Below are 13,420 nucleotides of genomic sequence, written 5' to 3' on the forward strand. Positions count from 1 at the left end.
TGCAAACCCAACCACGCGTTGAAAACCCAGACCCGGTGGACCGTCACCCAGAAACCCGGCGGCATCCTCACCTGGACCTCCCCGACCGGACGGGAGTTCACCACCGAACCCGCCACCATACTGCCGACCGTGCTCCCCACCGGGCCGCCCACAGCCGGGCCGCCGACAGCCACGGCTCCAGACCTCCCCGACGACCCGCCGTTCTGAGTCAGAGGGAAGCGTCTGCCGCACCGGCCCCGGCCGCTTGATCACGCAAATAGCCGGCAAATCCGGCCGGGGTGCGGCCGCTGAGCCGCCCGGAGGTGAGCACCGGGATCAGCTCGGTGCGGATCTCGCTCACCCTCAGACCACGCAGGGCAGCGACCAGTCGCACGTCCTCATTCCCGTCGAGGAGAGCGAATTCTCCGGCCTGGTGGTACCGGTCAGCGCGCACTCCGAGGTTCGCGCCGTGCACATGGGTGTGCCCCTCGACCAGCCGATGCTGGGCGTCCCATCGCACCCTGCCTCCGTCCGACAACCCGTCGTCGGGAATGACCGTTCCCAGCACGAGGTCGACGGAGTTGCGGGCGAATGCGAGTTGAACGGTGAGCCAATTGGGCGGCACGGCGGAGTCGGCATCCGTTGTCGCGATCCAGGTGGCCGAGCTGAAGTCGTTCAATGTCGGCAGCAAGTGTCGCACCCCGGCCCGGCGGGCGACGCCGACCGCGCCACTATTCGTGCTGATGCTGCCGAATGCGGGCCAGTCCGCGACAACCTCGGCCGTTCCGTCGCTGCACCGGTCGAGAACGACCACGACATCGATGGCGGGCGGCGCCTGGCCGGCCACACCGCCGACCTCCCCTGCAGCGCTGACCTCCCCGACAGCCGTCGTCAACGCGGCCAGGCAACGAGGCAGGAGCTCTTCCTCATTTCGGGCCGGGACCACGACCACGACCCTGTCGATGGTGTCGCGGCCCGTCACGGCACCAGGCCCTCGTGTTGGGCGACAGAGCGAGCCGGCGCGGCTTCGAACACCTCGAGCAGGAAGTCGCGTTCCCGATGCTCGACGGTGCGCTCGAACCCGGCCAGATTGCCGAGTTCCGCGTGCACCTGGTCACCGGTCAACGGGTATTCCGGCACCGGATGCCTCCAGTGGCAGGCCACGATCACGCCCCCGGGAGCAAGGCTGTCGCGGCATCGCCGGAGCACCTCGCGCAACTCGACGGCTGAGAAGTAGTACCCGACCTCGGAGAACACGATCAGGTCGAAGGTGCCCTCCGGCCACTCGGCGGGCAGGGTGAGCCGCGCGAAGCTGACGCAGGGCCGTGCCGCCAGCCGGGCGCGGGCGACCGAGAGCGGCCGCTCCGCGATGTCGACCGCGCTGACCGTGTCGCACCGCTCAGCCAGGCCGGCCGTGAGCACGCCGATCGAGCAGCCCAGTTCGAGCGCCGCTCGGAAGCGTTTGCGAGGCAGGGCCGCCAGGGTCAGGAGTCGCTTGCGCTCCTCGTACCACCGGGTCTCGAAACCCCAGGGGTCACGGGTCCCCGCGTAGAACTCCTCGAAGAAATCCCCGGTCAGGCTGGATCCGGCGACCTGGTCCGGCAACGATAGAGCATCCGTCTCCGGCTCCGCGTCGATCTCGATGAACGTCTCGTACCCGCGTTCGAAGTGCACGCCGAAGGCCGCCTGGATGACGGGTTCGTCGCCGGGCAGCACGGAGAGCGGCTGCACCTGGCTGCGGTGCAGGGCCATCGCCCGGGTTTTGCACCGACGGTCCTCGGGTGCGAGGTCGAGGGTTCGAACCACCCCGTCCGACCAGACCGGGTCCCCGGGCGTGGACCAGTGCCAGGCCCAGATCGGGTATCCGAAGAGGCGCACGGCCCGGTCGCGGGCCGCGCGGTGGGCAGCTTCGGCAGCGGCCGCGTGGTCCGGATGCCCGTCCAGCCGCCAGGGGGCCACCAGCCAGGTTCCCGGCCCGCCGGCCCCGATCTCGGCGGAAATCGCGCGGACCGCATCGTCGTGATGGCCGGCCAGGGACCCGTCAGGCAGGTCGAGCAGGCGCACCAGCGTCGCCGGCGCCAGCGCGGCGACGGCGGCCGTCACCTCGACCTGGCGCAATGCCGCGAGCCGCGCGGGGTCGTGGGTGCTGGATCCAGGGTGGGAGGCCTCACCGTTGGTGAGCACCACGACCGTCACCGGCAACCCGGCCCGACCGGCCTGGGCGATCAGCCCGCCCGCGCCGAGGGTCTCGTCGTCGGGGTGCGCGGCGACCACGATGAGCCGGCGCAGTTCGTCGACGCGCAACGCCCGCTCCGAGGGGTCCGCCGGGAGCGGGGCGGACCCTGGCAGGGCCGCGCCGGCGGATGCCGCTTGCCCCGCTCGAACGGACTCTCGATGCGCCGCCTCCCACACGCTCTCGGCAGTGCCGGCATCCGTGTGGCTGAAGCTCACCATGGGGACACCCCGGCGCCCCGCAGCCGGCGGCCGAGCGCCGCGTCGTCCCGCTCGGCGTGGTGCTGGCGCACGTACAGCTGCAGGTCCGCGACGCGTGCCGCGTGCCGGGCGTCGAAGGCGAGCGGTGCGGGGCCGAGCGCGTGGCCCGTGCGGGTGATCACCTCGTCGACCACATGTGCGACCTGGCCCCTCACTCGCGCGGCGAGGAGGGCACCCTGGTCACCGACGGCGTCCCCGGCGTCGATCGCCGCCGCACCGGCGGCCAGGGAAACCCCGGCCGCGGTCAGGGCGATGTCGAGCGCGCCGAGGTGCGCGAGCGCGATCTGATCGGGCTCCCGCTCGAGAACCGACTCCCACACCCGCCTGGCCAGTCCGACGGCGCCACCCCACCAGCAGGCGGCCACACCGATCCCGCCCCAGGCGAAGCCGGGTCGGCGGAGGTACCAGTCGTCGTCCCCGACGGGCCGGGCAGGGACGCCCCGGAACTCGACCGGTCCGCTCGGCACCGCCGGGAGCCCCCGGCCCACCCACGCGTCCGTGCGGACGGTGATCCCTGGGTCGGCCAGGTCGACCAGGAACAGCCGCCGGGTGGAGGGCGAGGTGTGAGCGGTGACCAGGGCGTGGCTGAGCGAGCCGGCCAGCGAACACCACGGTTTCGTGCCGTCGATCCGCCATGGTTCGCCGTCGGTCTCGCCGGCCTCCGCGACCGGTGTCGCGTCGAGACGAGAACCGGCGCCTTCGGCGGCGAAGACCCCCCAGCTCGGTGCCGTGCCGCCGCCCGCGGCAAGCCCGGCCGGTTCGACGCCGGCCTGGTCCAGGATGGCGAGCGCGTCCAGGTGCGCCTCTGCCACCCGCGCGGCCGTGAGGTCTGCCGCCGCCAGGGAAGCCAGCGTTTCGAACAGTCGAAGCGTCCCTGCCGCGCCTGATCCAGGCCGGCCTGACCCCGGCCGGGGAACCGTGCCGTCGAGCTCACGGGCCAGGGCGATGGCGCGCCCGGCATCTCCGTTCACGGCGTAGGCCGCCGCCGCGGCTTCGCGCAGCCCGGCCTCCGCCGTGCGATTCTTCGGCGCGGTCAGCCAGACCGGCTCTGAGCTCTCGATTCGCGTCACACTGACCTCCCCCTTTCGTGCCGACCGCGCCTTGGCCGGTTGACCGACCCGCTGAATTGGAGCCGCGCTGGATTGGAGCCGCTGCCCCCGCTCAGGCGCTGCGGACCTCAGGCCTTGCCGACCGGCCTGGTCGGAGCCTTGGCCGTGGACTTACGGGGGGTGCGGTTCTCGGCGCTGACCATCCAGGCATACTGTTCCAGCTTCTCGATGAAACCGTGCAGGATGTCGGCGCTCGTCGGGTCTTCCTCATCGACCGCGTCGTGAACGGCACGGATGTTGTCGACCGTCGCGTTGAGGCGGTCGGTGACCAGGCCGACGGTCTCTGCGGTGTCCACCTCTCCGGCCGGGAACTTCGGCAGGTGGGTGGTGGCCGTGACCGTCTCGCTGCGACCGTCGGGCAGGGCGTCGAGGGCGCGCATCCGCTCGGCGAGTTCGTCGGAGAACAGCCGGGCATCGTCGATGATCTCGTCGAGCTGCAGGTGCAGGTCGCGGAAGTTCTTTCCGACGACGCTCCAGTGAGCCTGCTTGCCCTGCACATGCAACTCGATCAGGTCGACGAGGACGGACTGCAGGTTGGAGCCGAGTTCTGCTGATGCCTTCATGGTGTTGCCCCTCTCTCGCGCGAAGGAAACACGTCTCGGCCGCCTGCCGGCCAGTGTCCCCGCTTGGTTTCAGACAGCACTGTAGCAGGTGCGAAAGCGGGGCGCCGAGCCGGGAATCAGCGAGCGGCCCGACGCGTCTCCAGGCGCAGTTCGAGCTCGTTCATGACCACGGATGCGAGGTCCTCCAGGGTCGTGATCTCCTCCGGGGTGACCGTGCGAGGTTCGAAGTCGAGCACACAGAGGGTGCCCAGATTGTGCCCGTCGCTGGTCTTCAGCGGCACGCCCGCGTAGAACTGCAGCCCGAATTCGCCCGCCACGAGCGGGTTGGCGAGAGCACGCGGGTCGGAGCGGGCATCCTCGACCACCCAGGGAACGTCGCTCATGATCGCGGAGGCGCACAGGCCCGGGTCGCGGGGAATCTCGGCGAGGTCGAGCCCGTGATGCGACTTGAACCAGATCCGGTCGTGGTCGACGATGCTGACGATGGCGATCGGCACCCCGAAGATGCGGGCGGCGAGCGCCGCGATCCGGTCGAAGGCGCCGTCAGCGGGGGTGTCGAGGATCTCCAGGCGGTGAACCTCGTTCATCCTGGCCGCCTCGTCGGTGGAGAACGGCCGGGATTCGTCGGCGCGGTGCCTTCCCGTCTCGGCAATGACGGCCTGGCGGAGCGCGAGCACCAGTTCGCCGATCGGCGGCCGACGCTCGGGTTCCCTGGTGAGCATCGACGAGAGCAGGTCCCGCCAGGCCGGCGCGAGGGTCTCGGGGATGACCGGGTCGCGCAGCAGCCTCGCGAGCGCTGCCGGCACCGGCTGGCCCTCGAATTCGACCTCACGGGTGAAGCATTCCAGCAGCACGAGCCCGAGGGAGTACACGTCGCTCGACGGCCCGACCTCCTCGCCCCTCGCCTGCTCCGGGCTGAGATAGGCGGCGGTGCCCGAGGTCATCCCGTCGTTGGTCAGCCGTTCGCTGGAAGGGTACAGGGCGATGCCGAAGTCGGTGAGCTTTGCCCGGGCCCGCAACCGGCTGCTGTACTGGGCGAGCAGGATGTTGGCCGGCTTGATATCGCGGTGAACGACACCCCGGCCGTGGATGTACTCGAGCCCCTCGGCCAGGTCATACCCGATCTGGGCGATGTGGCGGGTCGAGATCGTGCCCTGCACGAGGCGCTCCCGCAGGTCGACCCCGTCGACGAGTTCCATCACGAGGTAGATCTGGCGTCGATCCGGGGACGCGCGGTGGACCCCCACGTCGAGAAGCGTGACCAGGCTGTGGTGATTCAGGCTCGCCAGCACGTTCGTCTCGGCCTGCTGCCTCGCGATATCGCCCTGGTCGACGGCGCTCGTGCGGAAGACCTTGATCGCCACGTCGCGACCCAGCCGCTCGTCGGCGGCACGGTACACCGAGGCCATGCCTCCACTGCCGATGAGCTCTTTCAATCGATAGCGCTCACCGAGGAGACCGGTGGGTTTCGCGGTCATTCGGCCTCCTGTCGGATTTGAGTATATGACAGCGCGAACCCCGTGATTTCACCGCCCAGGTGGCGGCTGCAGGGGGTGCGAGATCGGCCCAGGAGTGTGACACTGGGCCTATGACCAGCAGAGAAGTCCGGGGGCGCAGCCGCAGGGCCGGGTTGGCCTGCCTGGCCGCCGGGATCGTGCTCCTGGCGGGATGCGCCGCCCCGACGGCATCGACCTCCGGCTCCCCGACGCCGACGGCTACGGCTACGGCGACCTCCTCACCGACCTCCACACCGGCTCCGACCGCCTCTGCCGGCGTCGCCGCGTGCGGACCCAACCAGCTCGCACTGTCGCTCCAGTCCCGGCCCTACGACAGCGGTGCCGGCAACTTCTTCTGGGACCTGCAACTGACCAACAACAGCTCGGTCGAATGCACGGTCGAGGGGTACCCGGCGGTCTCCCTGATCAGCGCCAATTCCGGTGAGACGATCGGCGCCGTGAGCCCCGAGGAACCCGGCCGCTTCTTCCCGGTCGCCCTCGTGTCGCTGGCGCCGGGGGCATCCGCTTTCAGCCTGCTGCACCTCGGTCAGGCCGGGGCCTACAGTTGCACGATCGTTCCGGTCACCGAAGTCTCCGTCACCCTGCCGGACTGGACCGACCCGCGCCAGGTCGCCACACCCAACCAGATCGACGGCTGCGATGACACCAGCACCGCCGTCGTGCGCTCAGGGCCCCTGGCACCGGAACGGGTCGTCTTCTAGCGTGAACCAACCCATGGATGCCGAATCAGCCTTCATCTCCCTGGCCGCCGAGTTCGCCCCGGCTGGCGCCGTGACGGCGAAGATGTTCGGCGCCCGGGCCATCACACTGCGGAAGAAGGCGTTCGCCTGCCTCCAGGGCGACGCCATCGCGTTCAAGCTCGGCGCCGGCAGCGCGGCGCACGCCCGTGCCCTCGCCATCCCCGGCGCCGGCCTGTGGGATCCGTCGGGCATGGGCCGGCCGTTCAAGGACTGGGTGCTGGTGCCCGCGATCGACGGCCCGGAGCTCTCCGGCCTCGCCGAGGAAGCCCTGACCGGCCTCGCGGCCGCGCTGGGCTAGTTTCCCGTCCGCAGCGGAGCTTCCACGGCAGCGACGGCCCGCAGCTCCCGGCGCTCCGCCCGTCGCTCCCGCCCGCCTTCGACGAGGAAGTACAGCACCGGCAGCACGACGAGGGTGAGCAGGGTCGAGGAGACGAGCCCGCCGATCACCACGAGGGCGAGCGGCTGGGAGATGAACCCTCCCTTGCCGGTGAGCCCGGTGGCCATCGGCAGCAGCGCGAAGATCGTGGCGAGCGCGGTCATCAGGATCGGGCGGAGCCGGCGGGATGCCCCGTTCACCAGCGCCTCGCGCACTGACAGTCCCCGGCGCCGATACTGGTTGACCAGGTCGATCAGCACGATCGCGTTGGTCACCACGATGCCGATCAGCATCAGCACCCCGATCAGTGACGGCACCCCGAGCGGGATGCCCGTGACCACCTGCAGGGCGATCGCGCCGGTGGCGGCGAACGGAACGGACACGAGCAGGAGCAGCGGTTGCAGTAGCGATCGGAAGGTGGCCACCATCACGATGTAGACGATCAGGATCGCCACCAGCAGTGCGATGCCGAGCTGCTGGAAGGCCTCGGTCTGGTCGGCCGTGACACCGCCGAGGGTCGCCGTCGCCCCGGCGGGCAGCGCGGGGCCGGCGAGCGCGGCGGCCATCTGCGTGTTCGCCGTGCCCAGGTCGTTGCTGTTCGGCGTGGCCGACACCGTGGCCGTGCGGAGCCCCTTCGTGGTCGTCAGGGTGGAGGGCCCGTCGACCTGCGCGACCGTGGCCAGGGTGTCGAGGGCGACCGGCCCGGCCGGCGTCGGGATCTGCAGGGCCGCGAGTTCGGCGGTGGTGGCCGGCGTGGTCGCCGATTGCAGGTAGACGGACAGGGTGGTCTCATTGATCACGATCGACCCGGCGACGCTGGGCTGCATGGCCTGCGACACGAGCGTGCCGAGGGCGAGCTCGCTGAGTCCGGCCTGCGCCGCGGCATCCCGGTTCACCGTGACGGCGAGGTAGGGGCGGGAGGCGGCGAGGTTGCTCGAGCTCTCCTTGATGGCGTCGAGCTTCTTCACGGCCGCGAGGATCGTGTCGGTGGCCTTCTGCAGGTCGGCGCCGGTGGCCGCGGTGATGTCGACGGCGATGTCGGATGACCCGCCGAACCCGCCGCCGCTCGTGACCGAGAACTCCCCGCTGTCCTTCAGCCCGGCCAGGGTGCCGCGCACGGCATCCTGCACGGCGTCGGGCTTGACCGTGCCGTCGGTGGTGATCGAATAGGCCACCGCGCTGGTCGAGGGCGCTCCGCCGCTGAAGGCGGCCAGCGCGCTGCCGCCGCCGATCGACACCTGCACGATCTTGATGCCGTCGGTGCCGCGCAGGGCCTTCTCGACGGCCGTGGACGCCGCGTCCTGGGCGGCGAGGCTGGTGCCCACCGGCAGGGTCTGGGTGACCCGGAAGGTGGTCTGCCCGGTCGAGCCGAGGAAGTTGATCTTCATGAACGGCACGATCGCGACGGTGCCGCCGAGCACCAGAACTGCGAGCAGCATCGTCGTCACGGCGTGGGTGAGGGTCCAGCGGATGACCGGAAGGTAGCCCTGCTGCAGGCGGCTGGGGTGCTCCGTGATCACATTCGCGGAGGCTTCGGCCGCCGCGTGCCGCCGGCGGCGTGCCCGTTCCTCGCTGCTCGAGTCGACCGAGGCACCCCCGGTGATCGAGCCACCCCCGGGAATCGAGCCACTCCCCGTGATCGAGCTTGTCGAGATCCCCATTCCGACCCCCGCCGGCTCGACCCCCGCCGCCGCAGGCCGCACCCGCGCGGGCCGGAGGAACCAGTACGCGAGCACCGGCACGATGGTCAGCGACACCAGCAGCGACGCGAGCAGCGCGATCGTCACCGTGAGCGCGAAGGGGCGGAACAGCTCACCGGTCGACCCGCCCACGAACGCGATCGGCAGGAACACCGTGACGGTCGTGATGGTCGAGGCGGTGATCGCCCCGGCCACCTCCCGCACCGCCCGCACGATGGTGTCGGCACGGTCGATCCCGGCGACCAGGTTGCGCTTGATGTTCTCGATCACGACGATCGAGTCGTCGACGACCCGGCCGATCGCGATCGTGAGCGCGCCGAGGGTGAGGATGTTCAGCGAATAGCCGACACTCTGCAGCCCGATGAAGGTGATCAGCACCGAGGTCGGGATCGAGATCGCGGTGACCAGGGTCGCCCGCACCGAGAGCAGGAAGACCAGGATCACCAGCACCGCGAAGATGAGGCCGAGGAAACCCTCCTGGGTGAGCGAGTCGATCGACTCCTGGATGAACGGCGCCTGGTCGAAGACCACGGTGAAGGTGGTTCCGGCGACGGCGCCCTCGAGCTTCGGCAGGATCGCCCGCACGGCCTTCGACACGTCGACGGTGTTGGCGGCCGGCACCTTCGTGACCGCGATCGTGAGCGCCGGCTTGCCGTCCACCCTCGAGATGCTCGACACCGGGTTCGGGCCGAGCGTGACCGTGGCCACGTCGCCGATCCGGGCCGGTCCGGCTCCCGGCACCCTGGAGATGAGCGGCAGTGCCGCGATGTCCTCCGCGGAGCCCAACTTCGTGCCTGCCTGCACGGAGAGCGTCTTGCCGTCCTGGCTGAGCGCACCGGCCGGGATCAGCGACCCGTTCTGCTGGAGGGCGTCACGGATGGCCTGCGTGGAGAGCCCGCGCCCGGTGAGGGCGGCGACATCCGGCGTGATCGTCACTCGGCGGCCGACGTCGCCGACGAGGGCGGCCTCGCGCACGCCCGCGACGTCACGGATGTCGCCGAGCACGCTGCGTTTGAGGTCGTCGGCCAGGGTGGCCTGGTCGCCGCCGGAGACGGCGAGGGAGATCACCGGGAAGTCGTCGATGCTGCCGCTGATCACCTGCGGGTCGAGGTTGTCGGGGAGCCGGGTCTTGATCCGGTTGATGGCCTGGCTGATCCGCGACTCCGCCTTGACCAGGTCGGTGCCGTAGGTGAAGGTGGCACTCACCAGGGATGAGTTCGTGCTGCTCGTCGTCGACGTGGATTCAAGCCCGGCGATGCCTTGGATCGCGGTCTCGATCGGCGTCGACACGTCGTCGTTGACGACCTCGGGCGAGGCACCCGGGTAGCTCGTCGACACCAGCAGCTGAGGCAGCTGGAGCGAGGGAATCAGCTCCTGCTTCAGGCTGGTCAGCGCGAGGCTGCCGAAAATGGCGGCGACGATGGTGATAAGCGCGATCAGCGCCCGGTTCTTCATGCTCACAACGGCGAGGAAATGCACCTGCCCAGTATCTCATTGCAGGGTGTGCAGAATCCGTGCCGCACCGGTCCGTGGGGTGTCGGCGGCGACGGCCCGCGCGTATTCTCGGCGGCAACGAGCCCCACCATCAGACAACATCCACTGACACCATCCACCGAGGAGAAACCATGTCCGTTGCACGCGTAACCACTCTGAGCATCCGGTCCGACACGTCGTTCGACGACGCGATCGCCTCCGGCATCGCCCGGGCGAACAAGACCCTGCGCGGCGTCTCCGGCGCCTGGGTGAAGGAACAGAAGGTGGAGGTCTCCGACGGCGCGATCACGTCGTGGGAGGTCGTGATCGAGGTGACCTTCGTGCTCGACGACTGATTGGTGCCCGGGGGCGTCAGACGACGTCGGCGAGGTACCCGGTGTCCGGCACCGGATGCCGCAGCAGCGAATCCCAGGCCAGGCCGAGCACGTCGACGGCCAGGTCCATCTCGCCGGTGCTGTAACAGAACGGAATCCGCAGGAACCGTTCGAAGGCTCCGTCGAGCCCGAACCGCGGCCCGGCCGGCACGAGCAGGCCGTGGTTGCGCGCGGCGAGCGCGAGCTGGGAGCTCACCGGCAGCCCGAGGTTGACCCAGGCGGTGATGCCGCCGTCGACGTGCGGCACCTGCCAGTCGGGGAACCGCGCGGCGAGCAGCCGCTCCAGGTGGTCGCGGCCGATCCGGAGTTCGCTCCGGCGGCCCTCGAGGATCGCCGGCATCTCGGCCAGGAGGCGCACCACGATCAGTTGCTCGAGGATGGGCGTGCCCAGGTCGTTCGCCGACCTCGCGGCAACGAGCCGGCGGATCAGCGGCCGTTCAGCGCGAATCCAGCCCACCCGCAGGCCGCCCCAGACGGTCTTGCCGACCGACCCGATGGCCACGACGTCGCCCGGCTGCCCAGGCTCGGCGTAGGCCGGGAAGGGCAGGAACTCGCCGGCCCGGTCGATGTCGAGTTCGGCGATCGTCTCGTCGACGACGAGCACCGTGCCCTGGCGGGCCGCGGCGGCCAGCACGCGCTCCCGCTGTTCGGCCGGCATGGTGCGGCCGGTCGGGTTGTGGAAGTCCGGCATCAGGTAACCGAGCACGGGGTTGCTGCGGCGGAGGGTCTGCAGGAGCGCGGTCTCGTCCCAGCCGGCGGTCGCGGCATCCTCGCCGGGCACGGCGGCCGACACGGTGACCGGCACGAGCCGGGCGCCCGCGGCGGTCAGCGCTTCGTAGGCGTGCGGGTAGGTGGGCATCTCGATCAGCACCCGGTCGCCGCGGCCGACCAGCACCCGGGCGAGCAGCGCGATCGCATGCTGGGCGCCGATCGTGACCATGATCTGTTCCGGGTCGGTGGGCAGCCCGCGGGCCCGGTACCGGTCGGCGATCGCGGCGCGAAGCTCCGGGATCCCGACGGGGTCGAAGCCGGAGCCGCCGAGCTGGCCGGGCAGGTCGCCCACGGCGGCCTGGGCGGCATCCGCGAGGCCGGCGAACGCCGGCATGGTGGCCTTGCTGAAGTCGAGGATGCCACCGGTGGCCGGCCCGGTGTGCGCCGCCGGCACCCCGGGCAGCCGCGCAAGGCTCCCTGAGCCGCGCACGCTGACCAGGAAGCCCGTGTCGCGCAGCCGGCGGTAGGCGGCCGTGACGGTCGTGCGGCTGACGCCGAGCCGCGCGCTGAGGTCGCGTTCGGCGGGCAGCCGGCTGTCGGTGGGGATGCGCCCGTCGAGGGTGAGCAGACGGATGCGGTCGGCCAGCGCCCGGTACGCGCTCCCGCCGTCGCGCCACTCCCCCAGCCTCGCCTCGAGGGCCCGCGCGCTCATCTGGTTCTCGACCATGAGGCCACTATAGGGAGATTGGCTACTTGATAACAGGCCAATAGTGCAATTGGATTGACGACTATGACCCGTCGCCTCTCCCAACTGCTCATTGGCCTCTTTCTTTATGGCCTTGGGATCGCGCTGATCGTGCGCGGCGAGATCGGCGTCGCCCCGTGGGACGTGCTCACCCAGGGCATCGACAGCCATACCCATCTGGGCTTCGGCCTGATCACGGTGCTGATGAGCGGCGTCGTGCTCCTGCTCTGGATCCCGATCCGGCAGAAGCCCGGCATCGGCACGGTGCTGAACGCCCTGCTGGTCGGGCCCTCCGCGGACGTGGGCCTCTGGCTGATCCCGCCGGGCCAGGAGCTCTGGCTGCGCGTGATCTTCTTCGCGGCCGGGCTGCTCGTGCTGGCGGTCGCGACCGGCCTCTACATTGGCGCGCACTTCGGCCCCGGCCCCCGCGACGGCCTGATGACCGGCCTGCACAAGCGCACCGGCTGGCGGATCTGGGTGGTGCGCACCGGCATCGAGGTGGTCGTGCTGGGCGCCGGCTGGCTGCTCGGCGGAAACGTCGGCGTGGGCACGGTGCTCTTCGCGGTGCTCGTCGGCCCGCTCTGCAACTGGACGATCCCGTTCTTCGCGATCAAGCGCCCCGCCGAGGCGGAGGCCGTGCCCACGCACCCCGGCCTCGAAGAGGCTCTCGAGGGCTCCGCCGTCCCGTCCGAACCCTCGATCGACAGCCCCGCCAACTGAGGCCTCCACCCGGAGGCCGATGCTGAGAAGTCGGTGGCGATTGTTGAACAATCGCCGGAAGTAAGGCATCCTTAGTCAAAACTTCCCGCAAGGGACGGAGGGGATAAGGATGTCCACCATCGACGTGAACAGCATCGAGCTGAGCGGTATCGACCTGAACAGCGACGTCGGAGAGTCCTTCGGCAACTGGAGCCTCGGCGACGACGCCGCCATCATCTCCTCGGTGTCGAGCGTGAACGTCGCGTGCGCGTTCCACGCCGGCGACCCGAGCACGATCAGGGCCACCTGCGCCGCGGCGGCCGCGGCACAGGTCACGGTCGGCGCGCATCCGGGCTACCGCGACCTCGCCGGCTTCGGCCGGCGCTTCATCGACATGGCCCCCGGCCACCTCACCGACGAGGTCATCTACCAGATCGGCGCGCTCCAGGCCCTGGCCGCGGTCGCCGGCACACGCGTCAGCTACGTGAAACCGCACGGCGCGCTCTACAACGCGATCGCGCACCACACCGTGCAGGCGCAGGCCGTGGTGGACGCCATCATGGCGGTCGATTCCGGCCTCCCGGTGATGGTGCTGCCGAATTCCGAGATCCAGCGGCTCGCCGACGCGGCAGGGCTCCGCACGGTCGTCGAGGCGTTCGCCGACCGCGCCTACAACCCCGACGGGTCCCTGGCTTCGCGCAGCCTGCCCGGCGCCGTGATCGTCGACCCGGCCAGGGTCACCGAGCAGGCCCTCCGGCTGGCGGCCGATCGCCAGGTGCGGGCGGTCGACGGCACGTTCCTCGATGTGCCCGTCGAGAGCATCTGCCTGCACGGGGACACTCCCGGCGCGGTCGCCCTGGCCGCCCAGGTGCGCACTGCGCTGCAGGATGCCGGCATCCCGATCCGAAGCTTCGTCTAGC

Annotated in this window: 12 protein-coding genes and 1 pseudogene; 6 read left to right on the plus strand and 7 right to left on the minus strand. The window is 70.5% G+C overall.

Translation table 11 applies throughout. The annotated features are described in order from the left end of the window. Nucleotides 1-207, plus strand: a pseudogene (locus IWX89_RS15270) (HNH endonuclease); the annotation flags it as partial. Between the two features lies 1 nt (nucleotide 208). On the opposite strand, the gene IWX89_RS15275 reads toward IWX89_RS15270, so the two are convergent. The 5 genes from IWX89_RS15275 to IWX89_RS15295 form a co-directional block, all read right to left on the minus strand. Further along, a complete protein-coding gene (locus IWX89_RS15275; RefSeq protein WP_196904403.1) occupies nucleotides 209-961 on the minus strand; it encodes a glycosyltransferase family A protein in 753 nt (250 codons plus the stop codon). After that, nucleotides 958-2,433: a bifunctional PIG-L family deacetylase/class I SAM-dependent methyltransferase gene (locus tag IWX89_RS15280; protein ID WP_196904404.1), complete on the minus strand. Its 1,476-nt coding sequence runs from the start codon at nucleotides 2,431-2,433 to the stop codon at nucleotides 958-960. Before IWX89_RS15280 ends, IWX89_RS15275 begins: the two co-directional genes overlap by 4 nt. Then, nucleotides 2,427-3,542: an acyl-CoA dehydrogenase family protein gene (locus tag IWX89_RS15285; RefSeq protein WP_307836586.1), complete on the minus strand. Its 1,116-nt coding sequence runs from the start codon at nucleotides 3,540-3,542 to the stop codon at nucleotides 2,427-2,429. Before IWX89_RS15285 ends, IWX89_RS15280 begins: the two co-directional genes overlap by 7 nt. A 107-nt stretch (nucleotides 3,543-3,649) precedes the next feature. Next, nucleotides 3,650-4,198 (minus strand): Dps family protein, encoded by a 549-nt coding sequence (locus tag IWX89_RS15290; RefSeq protein ID WP_374220528.1) that lies wholly within the window; start codon nucleotides 4,196-4,198, stop codon nucleotides 3,650-3,652. A gap of 62 nt (nucleotides 4,199-4,260) precedes the next feature. Further along, the gene (locus IWX89_RS15295) at nucleotides 4,261-5,622 is read right to left on the minus strand and encodes a protein kinase (RefSeq protein ID WP_196904406.1); all 1,362 of its coding nucleotides are present in this window, start codon (nucleotides 5,620-5,622) and stop codon (nucleotides 4,261-4,263) included. A 110-nt stretch (nucleotides 5,623-5,732) separates the two neighbouring features. On the opposite strand from IWX89_RS15295, the gene IWX89_RS15300 reads away from it, so the two are divergent. Beyond that, nucleotides 5,733-6,362 (plus strand): DUF4232 domain-containing protein, encoded by a 630-nt coding sequence (locus tag IWX89_RS15300; RefSeq protein ID WP_196904407.1) that lies wholly within the window; start codon nucleotides 5,733-5,735, stop codon nucleotides 6,360-6,362. 1 nt (nucleotide 6,363) lies between these two features. Next, nucleotides 6,364-6,699 (plus strand): hypothetical protein, encoded by a 336-nt coding sequence (locus IWX89_RS15305; RefSeq protein ID WP_196904408.1) that lies wholly within the window; start codon nucleotides 6,364-6,366, stop codon nucleotides 6,697-6,699. Here the strand turns inward: IWX89_RS15305 and IWX89_RS15310 are convergent. Continuing rightward, entirely contained in the window at nucleotides 6,696-9,956 is a 3,261-nt protein-coding gene (locus IWX89_RS15310; RefSeq protein WP_196904409.1) for an efflux RND transporter permease subunit, read from the minus strand. The two genes, IWX89_RS15305 and IWX89_RS15310, sit on opposite strands and share 4 nt — an antisense overlap. A gap of 146 nt (nucleotides 9,957-10,102) precedes the next feature. Here IWX89_RS15310 and IWX89_RS15315 point away from each other — a divergent pair, with 146 nt between their 5' ends. Then, complete coding sequence (locus IWX89_RS15315; protein WP_196904410.1) at nucleotides 10,103-10,306, plus strand: dodecin family protein; 204 nt, start codon at nucleotides 10,103-10,105, stop codon at nucleotides 10,304-10,306. Between the two features lie 16 nt (nucleotides 10,307-10,322). On the opposite strand, the gene IWX89_RS15320 is transcribed toward IWX89_RS15315, so the two are convergent. Continuing rightward, nucleotides 10,323-11,783: a PLP-dependent aminotransferase family protein gene (locus tag IWX89_RS15320; RefSeq protein ID WP_196904411.1), complete on the minus strand. Its 1,461-nt coding sequence runs from the start codon at nucleotides 11,781-11,783 to the stop codon at nucleotides 10,323-10,325. Between the two features lie 63 nt (nucleotides 11,784-11,846). Here IWX89_RS15320 and IWX89_RS15325 point away from each other — a divergent pair, with 63 nt between their 5' ends. Further along, on the plus strand, nucleotides 11,847-12,521 hold the full coding sequence (locus IWX89_RS15325) for a YitT family protein (protein ID WP_231383373.1): 675 nt from the start codon (nucleotides 11,847-11,849) through the stop codon (nucleotides 12,519-12,521). A 139-nt stretch (nucleotides 12,522-12,660) separates the two neighbouring features. Beyond that, complete coding sequence (locus IWX89_RS15330; protein ID WP_196904463.1) at nucleotides 12,661-13,419, plus strand: LamB/YcsF family protein; 759 nt, start codon at nucleotides 12,661-12,663, stop codon at nucleotides 13,417-13,419. Nucleotide 13,420: the final 1 nt, after the last annotated feature.

The organism is Cryobacterium sp. MP_M3, assembly GCF_015752155.1.
Lineage (GTDB): Bacteria > Actinomycetota > Actinomycetes > Actinomycetales > Microbacteriaceae > Cryobacterium.

What these genes read in the sequence shown, in the direction of transcription:
- IWX89_RS15300 (WP_196904407.1), top strand. Translation starts at nt 5,733, where the DNA reads ATGACCAGCAGAGAAGTCCGGGGGCGCAGCCGCAGGGCCGGGTTGGCC.
- IWX89_RS15315 (WP_196904410.1), top strand. Translation starts at nt 10,103, where the DNA reads ATGTCCGTTGCACGCGTAACCACTCTGAGCATCCGGTCCGACACGTCG.
- IWX89_RS15295 (WP_196904406.1), bottom strand. Translation starts at nt 5,622, where the DNA reads ATGACCGCGAAACCCACCGGTCTCCTCGGTGAGCGCTATCGATTGAAA.
- IWX89_RS15325 (WP_231383373.1), top strand. Translation starts at nt 11,847, where the DNA reads ATGACCCGTCGCCTCTCCCAACTGCTCATTGGCCTCTTTCTTTATGGC.
- IWX89_RS15320 (WP_196904411.1), bottom strand. Translation starts at nt 11,783, where the DNA reads ATGGTCGAGAACCAGATGAGCGCGCGGGCCCTCGAGGCGAGGCTGGGG.
- IWX89_RS15280 (WP_196904404.1), bottom strand. Translation starts at nt 2,433, where the DNA reads ATGGTGAGCTTCAGCCACACGGATGCCGGCACTGCCGAGAGCGTGTGG.